The following is a 13,991-nucleotide window of genomic DNA, read 5'->3' on the forward strand; positions in this document are numbered from 1 at the left end:
GGTTCGTGACGGACCCAGAGTCGTTCTCAAAAAGGTTTCAGACGGCTCTTTCTATCACCCGGGACGGACGCCCCACGGGCCCGGCTGCACGCCTGTTCCCAAGGGAGCACCGGCCCGTGATGCCGTCGTTACGCGCCTTCACGCCCCCTTCACGCGGCGCACGCGCCCCCGCGTTGGACGGCGCGCACGTTCGATGCGCGCCGTGACTCCACGTCCTCCGCAGCGCAGCCCCCGCGGCGCGTCCCCCGCTACGCGTCCTCCGCCAGCTCCAGCCAGCGCAGCTCCAGTTCCTCGCGCTCCCCCGCCAACTCCCGCAGTTCGGCGTCGAGCCGGGCGACCTTCTCGAAGTCGGTGGCGTCGTCGGCGATCTGGGTGTGGAGCTTCGTCTCCTTCTCGGAGATCCTGTCCAACTGCCGCTCGATCTTCTGGAGTTCCTTCTTGGCGGCGCGCTGGTCGGCGGCGCTCTTCTCGGGGACGGCCTTCTGGGCGGCCGGTACGGGGGCCGCGGCGGCGGCCGCCTCCTCCATGCGGTGGCGGCGCTCCAGGTACTCGTCGATGCCGCGCGGCAGCATCCGCAGGGTGGCGTCGCCGAGGAGCGCGAAGACGCGGTCGGTCGTCCGCTCGACGAAGAAGCGGTCGTGGGAGATGACGATCATCGAGCCGGGCCAGCCGTCGAGAACGTCCTCGAGCTGGGTCAGGGTCTCGATGTCGAGGTCGTTGGTCGGCTCGTCGAGGAAGAGGACGTTGGGCTCGTCCATCAGCAGACGCAGGAGCTGGAGGCGGCGCCGCTCACCGCCGGACAGGTCGCCGACCGGCGTCCACTGCTTCTCCTTGCCGAAGCCGAACGTCTCGCAGAGCTGCCCGGCGGTCATCTCACGCCCCTTGCCGAGGTCGACGCGCTCCCGGACCCGCTGGACGGCTTCGAGGACCCGCCAGTTCGGGTCGAGTTCGGCGACCTCCTGGGAGAGGTAGGCGAGCTTGACGGTCCGGCCGACGGCGATCCGCCCGCCCGCGGGCTGCGCCTCGCCCTGCGTCCGGGCCGCCTCGGCCATGGCCCGCAGCAGGGAGGTCTTGCCGGCGCCGTTCACGCCGACGAGGCCGATGCGGTCGCCGGGGCCGAGCTGCCAGGTGACGTGCTTGAGGAGCACCTTCGGACCGGCCTGGACGGTGACGTCCTCGAGGTCGAAGACGGTCTTGCCGAGCCGCGAGGACGCGAACTTCATCAGCTCGCTGCTGTCCCGGGGCGGCGGCACGTCCTTGATGAGCTCGTTGGCCGCCTCGACCCGGAAGCGGGGCTTGGAGGTGCGCGCGGGGGCGCCGCGGCGGAGCCAGGCGAGCTCCTTGCGGACGAGGTTCTGCCGCTTGGACTCCTCCGTGGCCGCGATGCGCTCGCGCTCCGCGCGCGCGAAGACGTAGTCGGAGTAGCCGCCCTCGTACTCGTGGACGGTGCCGCGCTGGACGTCCCACATGCGGGTGCAGACCTGGTCGAGGAACCAGCGGTCGTGGGTGACGCACACCAGGGCGGAGCGGCGCTCGCGCAGGTGCTGGGCGAGCCAGGCGATGCCCTCGACGTCGAGGTGGTTGGTGGGCTCGTCGAGGACGATCAGGTCCTGCTCGTCGATGAGCAGCTTGGCGAGCGCGATGCGGCGGCGCTCGCCGCCGGAGAGCGGCCCGATGACGGTGTCGAGGCCCTGGGGGAAGCCGGGGAGGTCGAGCCCGCCGAAGAGGCCGGTGAGGACGTCCCTGATCTTGGCGTTGCCGGCCCACTCGTGGTCGGCCATGTCCCGGATGACCTCGTGCCGGACGGTGGCCGCCGGGTCGAGGGAGTCGTGCTGCGTCAGCACCCCGAGGCGCAGGCCCCCGGAGTGGGTGACCCGCCCGGTGTCGGCCTCCTCCACCTTGGCGAGCATCCGGATCAGGGTGGTCTTGCCGTCGCCGTTGCGGCCCACCACGCCGATGCGGTCCCCTTCGGAGACGCCGAGGGAGACGCCGTCGAGCAGGGCACGCGTGCCGTACACCTTGCTGACGTTCTCGACATTGACCAGGTTGACGGCCATTTCTCTCCTGCCCGGGGGGATCGGTCAGCCTCCCAGCGTAATGTGCGCCGGTCGGTGACCGTTCCCCCGCAGGTCAGGGGCGCCCGCCGAGCAGCGTCGCGCCCGGCACCGGCCCCGACGCGGTGCGCACGCTCCGGCAGGTCCCGGACGTCCGCAGCGTCTCGGCGATCTCCGTCGCGGAGGCCGTGTCGCGCGCGAGGAACGCGGTGGTCGGGCCCGAACCCGAGACGAGCGCGGCGAGGGCGCCCGCCGCGCGGCCGGCGGCGAGGGTGCCGGCGAGCTCGGGGAAGAGCGAGAGGGCGGCGGGCTGGAGGTCGTTGGAGACGGCGGCGGCGAGGGCGTCCGGGTCGCCGTCGGCGAGGGCGTCGAGGAGTGCGTCGGAGGCGACGGGCTCCGGGATGTCGACGCCCTCGGCCAGGCGGTCGAACTCACGGAACACGGCCGGTGTCGACAGCCCCCGCTCGGCCATCGCGAACACCCAGTGGAAGGTTCCGCCGACCTCCAGGGCGGTCAGCTTCTCGCCCCGGCCGGTGCCGAGGGCGGCCCCGCCGACCAGGCTGAAGGGCACGTCGCTGCCCAGTTCGGCGCAGATGTCGAGGAGTTCGTCGCGGCTCGCGCGGGTGCCCCACAGCGCGTCGCAGGCGACGAGCGCGGCCGCGCCGTCCGCGCTGCCGCCCGCCATGCCGCCGGCGACGGGGATGTCCTTGGCGATGTGCAGGTGCACGTCGGGGCTGCGGCCGTACCGTTCGGCGAGGGCGAGGGCGGCCCGCGCGGCCAGGTTCGTACGGTCCAGGGGGACCTGGCCGGCGTCCGGGCCCTCGCAGGTGACGCGCAGCTCCTCGGCCGGGGCCGCCGTGACCTCGTCGTACAGGCCGACCGCGAGGAAGACGTTCGCCAGGTCGTGGAAGCCGTCGGGGCGGGCGGCGCCCACGGCGAGCTGCACGTTGACCTTGGCGGGCACGCGCACGGTGACGGTCACTCGGAGTCCTTCCGCTTGTGCTCGGCGATGCGCGCGAACTCCTCGACGGTGAGCGACTCCCCGCGCGCCTGCGGGGAGACCCCGGCCGCGACGAGCGCCTCCTCGGCCCGCGCGGCGGAACCGGCCCAGCCGGCGAGCGCGGCCCGCAGCGTCTTGCGGCGCTGTGCGAACGCCGCGTCGACGACGGCGAAGACCTCGCCCTTCGAGGCGGTGGTCTTCAGCGGCTCGGCCCGGCGGACCAGGGAGACCAGCCCGCTGTCGACGTTCGGCGCCGGCCAGAAGACGTTGCGCCCGATGGCGCCGGCCCGCTTGACCTCGGCGTACCAGTTGGCCTTCACGGACGGCACGCCGTACACCTTCGAGCCGGGCGGGGCGGCGAGGCGGTCGGCGACCTCCGACTGGACCATGACGAGGGTGCGCTCGATGCTCGGGAAGGTGTCGAGCATGTGCAGCAGCACGGGCACGGCGACGTTGTAGGGCAGGTTCGCGACCAGCGCGGTCGGGGCGGGGCCCGGCAGCCCGGTCACGTGCATCGCGTCGGAGTGCACCAGCGCGAAGCGCTCCGCGCGTTCCGGCATGCGCGCCGCGATCGTCGCGGGCAGCGCGCCCGCCAGCACGTCGTCGATCTCGACGGCGGTGACCCGGTCGGCGACCTCCAGCAGCGCGAGGGTGAGGGACCCGAGCCCGGGGCCGACCTCGACCACCACGTCGTCGGGGCGGACCTCCGCGGTGCGGACGATCCGGCGGACGGTGTTCGCGTCGATCACGAAGTTCTGGCCGCGCTGCTTGGTGGGGCGCACGCCGAGGACCGCCGCGAGTTCGCGGATGTCGGCGGGGCCGAGGAGGGCGTCGGGGGAGGGGCTGCTCACGGGACAAGGGTACGGGGGGTGCCGGGCCCGGCCGTCCCAGGTCGCCGGGTCGCCGGGCGGCGCGGGTGCGGGGGGCTGGTGCCGGGGGGTGGGACGCGCAGCCCGGCGCCGGCGGGGTGCCGCCGCGCCCACCCGTGCCGCCCCAGGCGGCACGACTGCCCGCAGTTTGCGGCTCGACCGCGCCGGAACGCGGCAGCAGGCGACGGTGGCGGCACAACCGCCCCGCGGTTCACGGCTCGACCGCGCCGTAACGCGGCAGGACCGCCCGCGGCCCGGCGGGACCGTTCGGCCGGCGGCGGGGCCACCCCCAAGGGGCGCGGGGAACTGCGCGGGCAACCACGGACCGCCCGCGGCCGCAAATCCCTGCGCGAGCAACCCCACGGACCGCCCGCGGCCGAAGGCCCCGCTCGCAGGGGAGCCGGGGCGTGGGTCGTCAGCTGTAGAGGCGGGATCCGCAGTGCGGCCAGGGGGTCGCGCCCCGGCGCATGTACAGCTTCTTCGCGCGGAGCGTCTGTTCCGCCGCCGGCGCGTCCTGCGGGCGCCCCGTGCCGCCCAGCTTCTGCCAGGTGCGGGTGTCGAACTGGTACAGCCCGCCGTACGTCCCCGACGGGTCCACCGCGTCGGGCCGCCCGCCGGACTCGCAGGCCGCGAGGCCCTTCCAGTTCAGGTCGTCGGCGTCGCGCACGGCGACGGGCCGCGGCTTGGTGCCCACCTTCACCGTCTGCGGGCGCGGCTCGCGCACCAGCTCGGTCCTGAGCCGTTTCGGTTTCTGCCGGACGCCGTTGACGGTGCGCACCATGTACGTGTGCCGCCGCAGCCCGGGCTGTCCGGCCCGCTCCACGACCTCGGTGCCCCGGAGCAGCGAGGGGTCCTCGGTCCGCCGCACCTCGAACGGGATCGGCTCCTCCCGCACCTCCTTGGCGCCGGTGATCCGCAGCACGGTGACCGTCTGCCCGTCGCGCGGGAAGCTGCCGGGCGACACGGAGGTGGTGTCCTGGCCGCGCAGGGTGATCCCGGCCTCCTCGACCGCCTCGCGCACGGTCGCCGCGTTGGTGCGCAGGGTGCGGGAGCGGCCGTCGGCCATGATCGTCAGCGCGCGCTCGGTGCGGACGTCGAGGGCGAGGCCCTCCCGCCCGATGGGCTGGGAGCGCGAGGCGGAGAGGTAGGCGCCCTCGGGGCGCACCCCGAGCTGTCTGAGCGCCTCCTCCACCGTGCGCGCCGTCGTCCACACCTCGCGCCGCTGTCCGTCGAGGGTGAGCCGCACGGGGCGGCCGTAGCTCACCGCGATCTCGTCACCGCTGGCGAGCGCCGTGCCGGGGGCGGGCGCCACCACGTCGTGGGCCCCCACCCGCACGCCCTCCTCCGCCAGCAGCTCGGTCACGTCGTCGGCGAAGGTGTGCAGGGTCCGCGACCTGCCGTCGACGGTCAGCTCGACCGCCTTGTCCTTGGCGACGAACGCGGTGGTGCCGCCGGCGAGGAAGGCGACGACGAGCGCCTGGGGGAGCAGTCGGCGCATGGAGGCGACGTCCGGGCGCTCCGCGTAGCGCGGCCTGCGCCGGTGCGCGGCCCGCCGCCCGGTCCCGGTGCGCGGGAGGGGCCCGGGCGCGGCGGCCTCCCGGGCCGGCGTGCGCGTCTCCGCCGCGGCTCCCGCTCCTGGGCGTCCGGCACCCCGGTCCGCCCGGCGCGCACGCTCACGCTCGGCGGCCTCGTACGCGGGCCGGTAGGTGTCCTCGTACGCCGCGGGCGTCCCGTGGGCGACGGGCGCGCCCTGGTCCTCGGGCGCCGCGTACACGCCGTAGGCCAGCGTCTGCGCGTTGTGGACGTCGATGTACGGGCCGTGGTGGCCGTAGGGGCCGTGGTCGGGGTTGTGCGCGTACCGCGCGTCCCGCGAGGAGTGCGAGTTGGTCACGCCGACACGCTCCAGGGTCCTGGGTCCGGAGGGGTCCGGATCGGGCCCCCAGAACCTAGCGGAGCGATCGTGACTCTCCCAAGCAACCCCACTACCCAGAGTTGTGTTCGGATGGCCGCCGGGAGGGTCAGTAGCCGAACGCGCGTGCCGTGTTGGCGGCGAGGGCGGTCGCCATGGCGTCCTCGTCGATGCCGCGGACGGCGGCCATCGCGCGGACCGTGACCGGCACGAGGTACGGGGCGTTGGGCCGTCCCCGGTAGGGCGCCGGGGTGAGGAACGGCGCGTCGGTCTCCACGAGGACCAGCTCCAGCGGCGCGACGGCGAGGGCGTCGCGCAGGTTCTGGGCGTTCTTGAAGGTGACGTTGCCGGCGAAGGACATGTAGTACCCGGCGCGGGCGCAGATCTCCGCCATCTCGGCGTCGCCGGAGTAGCAGTGGAAGACGGTGCGCTCGGGGGCGCCCTCCTCCTTCAGCACGCGCAGGACGTCGGCGTGGGCGTCTCGGTCGTGGATGACGAGGGCCTTGCCGTGCCGCTTGGCGATCTCGATGTGGGCGCGGAAGGACCTCTCCTGCGCCTCCTTGCCCTCGGGGCCGGTGCGGAAGTAGTCCAGTCCCGTCTCGCCCACGCCCTTCACCTGGGGAAGCGCGGCGAGGCGGTCGATCTCGGCGAGGGCCTCGTCGAGCGCCGCCGCTCCGCCCGGCTGCCGCGCGCCCTGCCGGGACCAGCCGTCGGGGTCGCCGTGCACGATGCGCGGAGCCTCGTTGGGGTGCAGGGCGACGGCGGCGTGGACGGAGTCGTACGCGGCCGCCGTCTCGGCCGCCCACCGGGAGCCGCGGACGTCGCAGCCGACCTGGACCACCGTCGTCACGCCGACCGACGCGGCGTTGGCGAGGCCCTCCTCCACCGTGCCGGACTGCATGTCGAGGTGGGTGTGGGAGTCGGCGACCGGCACCTGGAGGGGGGCCGGGAGCGGCGGCGCCGCGTTCTTGTCGGCGTTCGAAGGCATGCCCCGATCCTACGAAAGGGTCCATGCCCGCGTGCGGGGCCGCCCATCGGTCGCCGACCGGCTCAGCCCGCCTTGCGCTGGAAGGGGTGCAGCAGGCCGGACAGGTGCCAGTGGTGGTGCCGCGGTTGCTCGCCGTGCGGTCCTCCGTGCGCCGCACGGCTGCCGCCGCCCGCGTCCTCCACGGCGGTCGTCGGCGCCTCCACCGGGCCGGCCGGGGGCATCGGGCGCTGCCTCCGGGCGGCGCTGAGCACCGAGGACACCTGCCCCGCCCGCATGATCCGCACGACGTGCCCGTCGCAGTTCTGGCACGCGGGGCGGCTCAGCGGGGACGGCACGATCCGGCCGTTCGCCACGTAGACGACGAACTCGTGTCCGTCGGCGTCCCTGTGGTGCTCGATCTCGTACGACTGCTCCCAGGCGTGCCCGCAGCGCATGCAGGCGAAGGAGTACGACTCGTGCACGACCGGTGTCGCCGCGGTGCGCAGGCCGGTCCGCCCTGTGATCTCGCTCATGCCAGCTCCTGTCCGTCCGCCGGACGAACGCCCCCGGCACGGGGATTCCCCCCGGAATCCCTCGGGGACGCGGGACGGGTGCGTCCCTCGGTCCAGTGGACTCCCGCGCCGGGACGAGCGCAGCAGGCCTGTCGAGTGTTGGATCCGATTTGGCCGTTCCTTGCCGAGGCGGTACGGAGGGTGACTCCTGGGCTTTGCACTCGACGGGAACTCTTTACCGCCGGGTGGGACTACCCCACGGCGATCCGCCCGCGGGACGGTCCGGACCCGCTCAGGCCGTGGAGTGCTTCGCGGCGACGACGGCGTCGAACACCTCCCGCTTCGGCAGCCCCGCCTCCGCCGCCACGGCCGCGATCGCCTCCTTGCGGCGCTCGCCGGCCTCCTCGCGCACCCGCACCCGCCGCACGAGTTCCTCCGCGTCGAGCTCCTCGGGCCCGGGCTCGGGCGCCCCGGAGACGACGACCGTGATCTCGCCGCGCACCCCCTCGGCCGCCCACGCCGCCAGCTCGGCCAGCGGGCCGCGCCGGACCTCCTCGTACGTCTTGGTCAGTTCCCGGCAGACGGCGGCCCTGCGGTCCCCGCCGAACACCTCGGCCATCGCGGCGAGGGTGTCGTCCAGCCGGTGCGGAGCCTCGAAGTAGACCAGGGTCCGGCGTTCCCCGGCCACCTCCCGCAGGCGCGACAACCGCTCCCCCGCCTTCCGCGGCAGGAACCCCTCGAAGCAGAAGCGGTCCACGGGCAGGCCGGACAGGGCGAGGGCGGTGAGGACCGCGGAGGGGCCGGGCACGGCGGTCACCCGGATGTCCTTCTCCACGGCCGCGGCGACCAGCCGGTACCCGGGGTCGGAGACGGACGGCATCCCGGCGTCCGTGACGAGCAGCACCCGCGCGCCCCCGAGCAGGTCCTCGACCAGCTCGGGCGTACGGGCGGACTCGTTGCCCTCGAAGTACGACACCACCCGGCCCTTGGGCGTCACGCCCAGCGCCTGCGTCAGCCGGCGCAGCCGGCGCGTGTCCTCGGCGGCGACGACGTCGGCGCCTGCCAGCTCCTCGGCGAGCCGGGGCGGGGCGTCCGCGATGTCCCCGATGGGGGTGCCTGCAAGGACCAGGGTTCCGGGTGCGACTGTCACGTTTCCAGTCTCGCAGGACCCCAAGCACGGGAATCCCACAGAAGGGTTCCCTACGATGGCGCGGTGACCAGTACCGCGTCCTCCACGGACTCCACGGACTACCGGCAGGACCAGGCGCCGCAGGACCGGCGGCCGTCGTGGCAGCAGCGGCTGCGCCGATTCGGATACACGGCGGAGCCGGCCCGCGACGTCCGTGAGCGGCTGGTGCCGCCGTTCGCCGAGCCGAGCCCGCGCCTGTGGCAGGCGCTCGGTGTCCCGCCCACCGTGGCGGAACGGTTCACGCGCTGGTCGGGCTGGGGCGGTCCGCTGCTGGTCACGCTGGTGGCGGGGGTGCTGCGGTTCTGGAACCTGGGCAGCCCGAAGGCGGTGATATTCGACGAGACGTACTACGCCAAGGACGCCTGGGCGCTCGTCCACCGCGGCTTCGAGGTCAACTGGGACAAGAACGCCAACGACCTCATCCTCTCCTCGGGCGGTGATGTCACCATCCCGGCGGACGCGGCGTACGTGGTCCATCCTCCGGTCGGGAAGTACGTCATCGGGCTGGGCGAGCTGATCTTCGGGTTCGACCCGTTCGGCTGGCGGTTCATGACCGCGCTGCTGGGGACCCTGTCGGTCCTCATGCTGTGCCGGATCGGCCGCCGGATCTTCCGCTCCACGTTCCTGGGCTGCCTGGCGGGCGCGCTGATGGCCGTCGACGGCCTGCACTTCGTGATGAGCCGCACCTCGCTGCTGGACGGGGTGCTGATGTTCTTCGTGCTGGCGACGTTCGGCTGTCTGGTGGTCGACCGCGACAAGGCGCGTGAGCGGCTCGCGGCCGCGCTGCCACCGGACGCGGAGGGCCGCCACCGCCCGGACGCCCACGTCGCCGAGACGACCCGCCTGGGGTGGCGGCCGTGGCGCTGGGCGGCCGGCCTGATGCTGGGCCTGGCCATCGGCACCAAGTGGAACGGCCTGTACATCATGGTCGCGTTCTGCCTGATGACGGTCCTGTGGGACGTCGCCTCGCGCCGGGTGGCCGGTGCGCGCCACCCGTACCGGACGGTCCTGAAGCGGGACACGGGCCTGGCGTTCCTGGCCACCGTCCCGGTGGCGCTGGTCACCTACCTCGTGTCGTGGACGGGCTGGATCCTGTCCGCCGACGACGGCTCGGGCGGCTACTACCGCAACTGGGCGGCCGGCGACGGCAAGGGCGGCAGCTGGACGTGGCTGTTCCCGGACTGGTGGCGCAGCCTGTGGCACTACGAGCACGAGGTGTACGAGTTCCACACCCATCTGACGTCTCCGCACACCTACCAGTCGAACCCGTGGAGCTGGATCGTCCTGGGCCGTCCGGTGTCGTACTTCTACGAGTCGCCGGCGCCCGGCAGGGACGGCTGCCCGGTGGACGCGGGCGAGAAGTGCGCGCGTGAGGTCCTGGCGCTCGGTACGCCGATGCTGTGGTGGGCGGCCTGCTTCGCCATCCTGTTCGTGCTGTGGCGCTGGTTCTTCCGGCGCGACTGGCGCGCCGGCGCGATCGTCTGCGGCATCGCGGCCGGGTACCTGCCGTGGTTCCTGTACCAGGAGCGCACGATCTTCCTCTTCTACGCCGTCGTCTTCCTGCCGTTCCTGTGTCTGGCGGTGGCGATGATGATCGGGGCGATCGTCGGCCGGCCGGGGTCGAGCGACGCCCGCCGGGTGGCGGGCGCGACGGGCGCGGGCGTGCTGGTGCTGCTGATCGCGTGGAACTTCATCTACTTCTGGCCGATCTACACCGGCCAGGCGATCCCGATCGACGACTGGCGGTCGCGGATGTGGCTCGACACCTGGGTCTGAGTCGCCCCCGTGATCGCACATTTGTCACCATGACCCGATCTCCGTTAGGACAACTTCCGGAAACTCCGACCACGTGAGCCCCCCGCTCCGCATACAGTGCGCACATGACCGGCCTTTCTGAACGCGTTCAGAAAACGTCCGGAGAGGCGCACGGGGAAACGGGGAGAGACGGGGAGGGTTCGGATCATGCGCAAAGGAGCCAAGGCGGCGATCGTCGGCTCGGTGTTCGCCGTGATGGTGGGCGGGGCGGGCTACGGCACGTACAACATGGTGAACGCGCTGAGCGGCGACGGGGGCGGCGGATCGGCGGACGGCGGGCCGGCGACCGTGAAGAAGAGCGGACCGCCGAGCGGTTCCGAGGTGAAGGACACGGCCGCCCGGTTCTTCGCGGCGTGGGAGAAGGGCGAGGCGGCGACGGCGGCGTCGTACACCAACAACGCGCAGAAGGCGGAGCCGCTGCTGACCTCGTACGGTCAGGCCGCGCACATCACCGGGGTGAAGATCACACCGGGGGCGGCGACCGGGGACACGGTGCCGTTCACCGTGCGGGCGACGGTGTCGCACGAGGGGGTGTCCGAGCCGCTGACGTACCAGAGCCGGCTGACGGTGGTGCGGGGGCTCACCACCGGGCGGGCGCTGGTGGACTGGCTGCCGTCGGTGGTGCACCCGCGGCTGACGAACATGGACGACACGCTGGTCACGGGCGAGTCGGCGGCGCCGGCGATCGAGGCCGTGGACCGTGACGGCCGGGTCCTCACCAAGGAGAAGTACCCCTCGCTCGGGCCGATCCTGGACGAACTGCGCGCCGCGTACGGCGACAAGGCGGGCGGAACGGCCGGCGTCGAGCTGGCGATCCGGCACGCCACGCCCGACACCGCCGACACCCCGCTGCTGACCCTCACCGAGGGCAAGGCGGGCCGGCTGCCCACGACCCTCGACGCGGACGTGCAGGCGGCCGCCGAGAAGGCGGTGCGCGAGTACAGCCAGTCGTCGGTGGTGGCCGTCAAGCCGAGCACCGGGGAGGTGCTGGCGGTCGCCAACCACCGCACCGACGCCTGGAACGCCGCCTTCCTGGGCCAGGCGGCGCCCGGCTCCACCATGAAGATCATCAGCGCGGCCACCCTCATCGACAACGGGCTCACCACGGCGAACGGGCCGGCGCCCTGCCCCGACGAGGCGATCTCCGAGAGCCAGACCTTCCACAACATCAAGGACCTGGCCCCGAACGACGACGCGACCCTCTCCTGGAGCTTCGCGCGCTCCTGCAACACGGCGTTCGTGAAGTTCGCGGACGAGGTGCAGGTCGACTCGCTCACCAAGGAGGCGCAGGATCGTTTCGGGCTCGGGCGGGACAACTGGAAGACCGGCATCCCCTCCTTCGACGGTTCCGTCCCGGCCTCGGGCGGCCCGGACACCGCCGCCAACCTGATCGGCCAGGGCCAGGTCCAGATGAACCCGCTGAACATGGCGTCGGTGACGGCGACCGCGATGACCGGCGTCTTCCGGCAGCCGGTCATCGTGCCGCAGAGCCTCGACGACCGTGAACTGGCCCGTGCGCGCGGGTTGGAGGCGGGCACCGTGCGGCAACTCCGCTCGATGATGAACCGCACCGCCACCAGCGGCACCGCCCAGGGGGTGATGTCCGGCCTGACCGGCCGCATCGGCGCCAAGACCGGCTCCGCCGAGGTGGACGGGAAGACCAAGTCCAACAGCTGGTTCACCGGCTACCGCGACGACGTCGCCGCCGCGGCCATGACCGAGGACGGCGGCCACGGCGTCGACGCGGCCGGCCCGATCGTGGCGGCGGTCCTGCGGGCCGGCGGCTGAGCGCGCGGGAGGGTCCTGTAGGCGAGGTGGGTGACGTCACAGGTGACGTCACCCTCACAGCAGGGGACTCTAGGCTGGTCGCCGTCGTTGGGGTCGGTGAGGGCAACGACAACGGTGGGGCCGTTGGGGCGAGACGGCCCCGGAAGCGCGGAGGACTCAGGCAGTGGGCAAGAGAAGGCGCGTCGCCGAGCGGCGGAACAAGCGGCCCGTCATGGTCGCCGGCATGATCGCCGTCGTCCTCGGCGCTGCCGGCATCGGCGCCTACGCGCTCTACGGCGGCGGAGCGGCGGCCGAGGACGGTTCGGCGACGTCCGCCGGGAAGAAGCCGGCGGTCAGGACCGGCCCGCTGTCGGCCACCGAGGTCACCACCGCGGCCCGGACCTTCCTCACGGCCTGGCAGCAGGGCAAGGTCGCCCAGGCGGCCGCGGCCACCGACGACCCGACGGCCGCCACCGCCCTGCTCACCGGCTACACCAAGGACGCGCACATCACCGGCGTCACCCTCACCGCCGGCCCGCGCGCGGGCGACAAGGTCCCGTTCTCGGTGAAGGGCACGGTGACCTACAAGAAGGCGAGCAAGCCCCTGGCGTACAGCAGCGCGCTGACCGTCGTGCGCCGGGCGGAGGACGGCAGGCCACTGGTGGACTGGCACGCCTCCGTGGTCCACCCCGACCTCACCGACGGCGACACCCTAGTGACCGGCGAGTCCGGCACCCCGCCCGTCAAGGCGCTCGACAAGCACGGCGGCGAGCTGACCGCCGAGAAGTACCCGTCGCTGGGGACCGTGCTGGACGGACTGCGCGAGAAGTACGGCAAGAAGGCCGGCGGCACGGCGGGCGTCGAACTGCGGGTGGTGCGCGGCAAGGCCTCCAAGGCGAAGAAGTCCTCCGACAAGACCCTCCTGGAGCTCAGCGAGGGCACGCCGGGCACCGTCCGGACGACCCTGAGCCCGACCCTGCAGGCGGAGGCGGAGAAGCAGGTGGCGAGCCGGTCGCGCGCGTCGGTCGTGATGATGCGCGCCTCCACGGGCGAGATCCTCGCCGTCGCCAACAGCAACCCGAACTTCAACACGGCCTTCCAGGGCTCCCTGGCCCCCGGCTCCACGATGAAGGTCATCACCTCCTCGCTGCTGATCGAGAAGGGACTGGCGTCGGCGGACAAGGCCCACCCCTGCCCGAAGTACTTCAGCTACGGCGGCTGGAAGTTCCAGAACGACGACGAGTTCGAGATCAAGAGCGGCACCTTCAAGGCGAGCTTCGCTCGCTCCTGCAACACCGCCTTCATCAGCCAGGCCGGCGAACTCGACAACGACAGCCTGACCAAGCAGGCCCAGCAGGTCTTCGGCCTGTCCCTGAACAACTGGGCGGTCGGCGTGCCCACCTTCGACGGATCGGTCCCGGTGCAGTCGGCGGCGCAGATGGCCGCGTCCCTGATCGGCCAGGGCGGGGTGCGGATGAACCCGCTGAACATGGCGTCGGTCTCCGCGACGGTCAAGTCGGGCTCCTTCCACCAGCCGTACCTGGTGGCCCCGTCGGTGGACGACCGCACGCTCGCCACCGCCGCCCGCACGATGTCGTCGTCGACGCTGTCCCAGCTGCGCGGGCTGATGAACTACACGGCCGCGTACGGCACGGCCGCCGAGGCGATGTCCGGCCTCGGCCCCGACTACGGCGCGAAGACCGGCTCGGCGGAGGTGGACGGCCAGGAGAAGCCCAACGGCTGGTTCACCGCCTACCGCGGCGACCTCGCGGCCGCGGGCGTCGTCCAGGCGGCCGGCCACGGCGGCGAGACGGCCGGGCCGATCGTGGCGGCGCTGCTGAGGGCGGGCGGCTGAGCGCGGGCGGCCGAGCGCGGGCGGCCGAGCGCGGGCGGCCGAGCGCGGGCGGCC

General features: G+C 73.2%; 10 protein-coding genes. 3 read left to right on the forward strand and 7 right to left on the reverse strand.

The genetic code is table 11. The features are described 5' to 3' along the window. Positions 1-248: 248 nt before the first annotated feature. The 7 genes from ACIHAR_RS13720 to rsmI form a co-directional block, all read right to left on the reverse strand. Positions 249-2,057 (reverse strand): ABC-F family ATP-binding cassette domain-containing protein, encoded by a 1,809-nt coding sequence (locus ACIHAR_RS13720; protein WP_400019312.1) that lies wholly within the window; start codon positions 2,055-2,057, stop codon positions 249-251. Between the two features lie 73 nt (positions 2,058-2,130). Continuing rightward, entirely contained in the window at positions 2,131-3,036 is a 906-nt protein-coding gene (locus tag ACIHAR_RS13725; RefSeq protein ID WP_365463691.1) for a 4-(cytidine 5'-diphospho)-2-C-methyl-D-erythritol kinase, read from the reverse strand. After that, positions 3,033-3,905 carry a 16S rRNA (adenine(1518)-N(6)/adenine(1519)-N(6))-dimethyltransferase RsmA gene (gene rsmA / locus ACIHAR_RS13730; RefSeq protein WP_400019315.1) on the reverse strand — a complete coding sequence of 291 codons (873 nt, stop codon included), beginning with the start codon at positions 3,903-3,905 and terminating at the stop codon, positions 3,033-3,035. Before rsmA ends, ACIHAR_RS13725 begins: the two co-directional genes overlap by 4 nt. A gap of 433 nt (positions 3,906-4,338) precedes the next feature. After that, the gene (locus ACIHAR_RS13735) at positions 4,339-5,814 is read right to left on the reverse strand and encodes a ubiquitin-like domain-containing protein (RefSeq protein WP_400019317.1); all 1,476 of its coding nucleotides are present in this window, start codon (positions 5,812-5,814) and stop codon (positions 4,339-4,341) included. 127 nt (positions 5,815-5,941) lie between these two features. Further along, complete coding sequence (locus ACIHAR_RS13740) at positions 5,942-6,820, reverse strand: TatD family hydrolase (RefSeq protein WP_400019318.1); 879 nt, start codon at positions 6,818-6,820, stop codon at positions 5,942-5,944. Between the two features lie 62 nt (positions 6,821-6,882). Beyond that, on the reverse strand, positions 6,883-7,332 hold the full coding sequence (locus ACIHAR_RS13745) for a hypothetical protein (protein WP_365463702.1): 450 nt from the start codon (positions 7,330-7,332) through the stop codon (positions 6,883-6,885). A gap of 271 nt (positions 7,333-7,603) precedes the next feature. Continuing rightward, positions 7,604-8,461 carry a 16S rRNA (cytidine(1402)-2'-O)-methyltransferase gene (gene rsmI / locus ACIHAR_RS13750; protein ID WP_365463705.1) on the reverse strand — a complete coding sequence of 286 codons (858 nt, stop codon included), beginning with the start codon at positions 8,459-8,461 and terminating at the stop codon, positions 7,604-7,606. Positions 8,462-8,524: 63 nt separating this feature from the next. Between rsmI and ACIHAR_RS13755 the strand changes: the two genes are divergently transcribed. The 3 genes from ACIHAR_RS13755 to ACIHAR_RS13765 all read left to right on the forward strand — a co-directional run bounded on the left by ACIHAR_RS13755 (position 8,525) and on the right by ACIHAR_RS13765 (position 13,937). Next, complete coding sequence (locus ACIHAR_RS13755) at positions 8,525-10,276, forward strand: dolichyl-phosphate-mannose--protein mannosyltransferase (protein ID WP_400019320.1); 1,752 nt, start codon at positions 8,525-8,527, stop codon at positions 10,274-10,276. A 186-nt stretch (positions 10,277-10,462) separates the two neighbouring features. Next, positions 10,463-12,103, forward strand: a complete 1,641-nt coding sequence (locus ACIHAR_RS13760) for a penicillin-binding transpeptidase domain-containing protein (protein ID WP_365463710.1) — start codon at positions 10,463-10,465, stop codon at positions 12,101-12,103. A 163-nt stretch (positions 12,104-12,266) separates the two neighbouring features. Continuing rightward, a complete protein-coding gene (locus tag ACIHAR_RS13765; RefSeq protein ID WP_365463713.1) occupies positions 12,267-13,937 on the forward strand; it encodes a penicillin-binding transpeptidase domain-containing protein in 1,671 nt (556 codons plus the stop codon). The last annotated feature ends 54 nt before the right edge of the window (positions 13,938-13,991 follow it).

The organism is Streptomyces sp. NPDC052016, from assembly GCF_044548445.1.
Taxonomy (GTDB): domain Bacteria; phylum Actinomycetota; class Actinomycetes; order Streptomycetales; family Streptomycetaceae; genus Streptomyces.

Coding starts and splice junctions, on each gene's coding strand:
- ACIHAR_RS13720 (WP_400019312.1), bottom strand. CDS start 2,057: ATGGCCGTCAACCTGGTCAATGTCGAGAACGTCAGCAAGGTGTACGGC.
- ACIHAR_RS13740 (WP_400019318.1), bottom strand. CDS start 6,820: ATGCCTTCGAACGCCGACAAGAACGCGGCGCCGCCGCTCCCGGCCCCC.
- ACIHAR_RS13745 (WP_365463702.1), bottom strand. CDS start 7,332: ATGAGCGAGATCACAGGGCGGACCGGCCTGCGCACCGCGGCGACACCG.
- ACIHAR_RS13760 (WP_365463710.1), top strand. CDS start 10,463: ATGCGCAAAGGAGCCAAGGCGGCGATCGTCGGCTCGGTGTTCGCCGTG.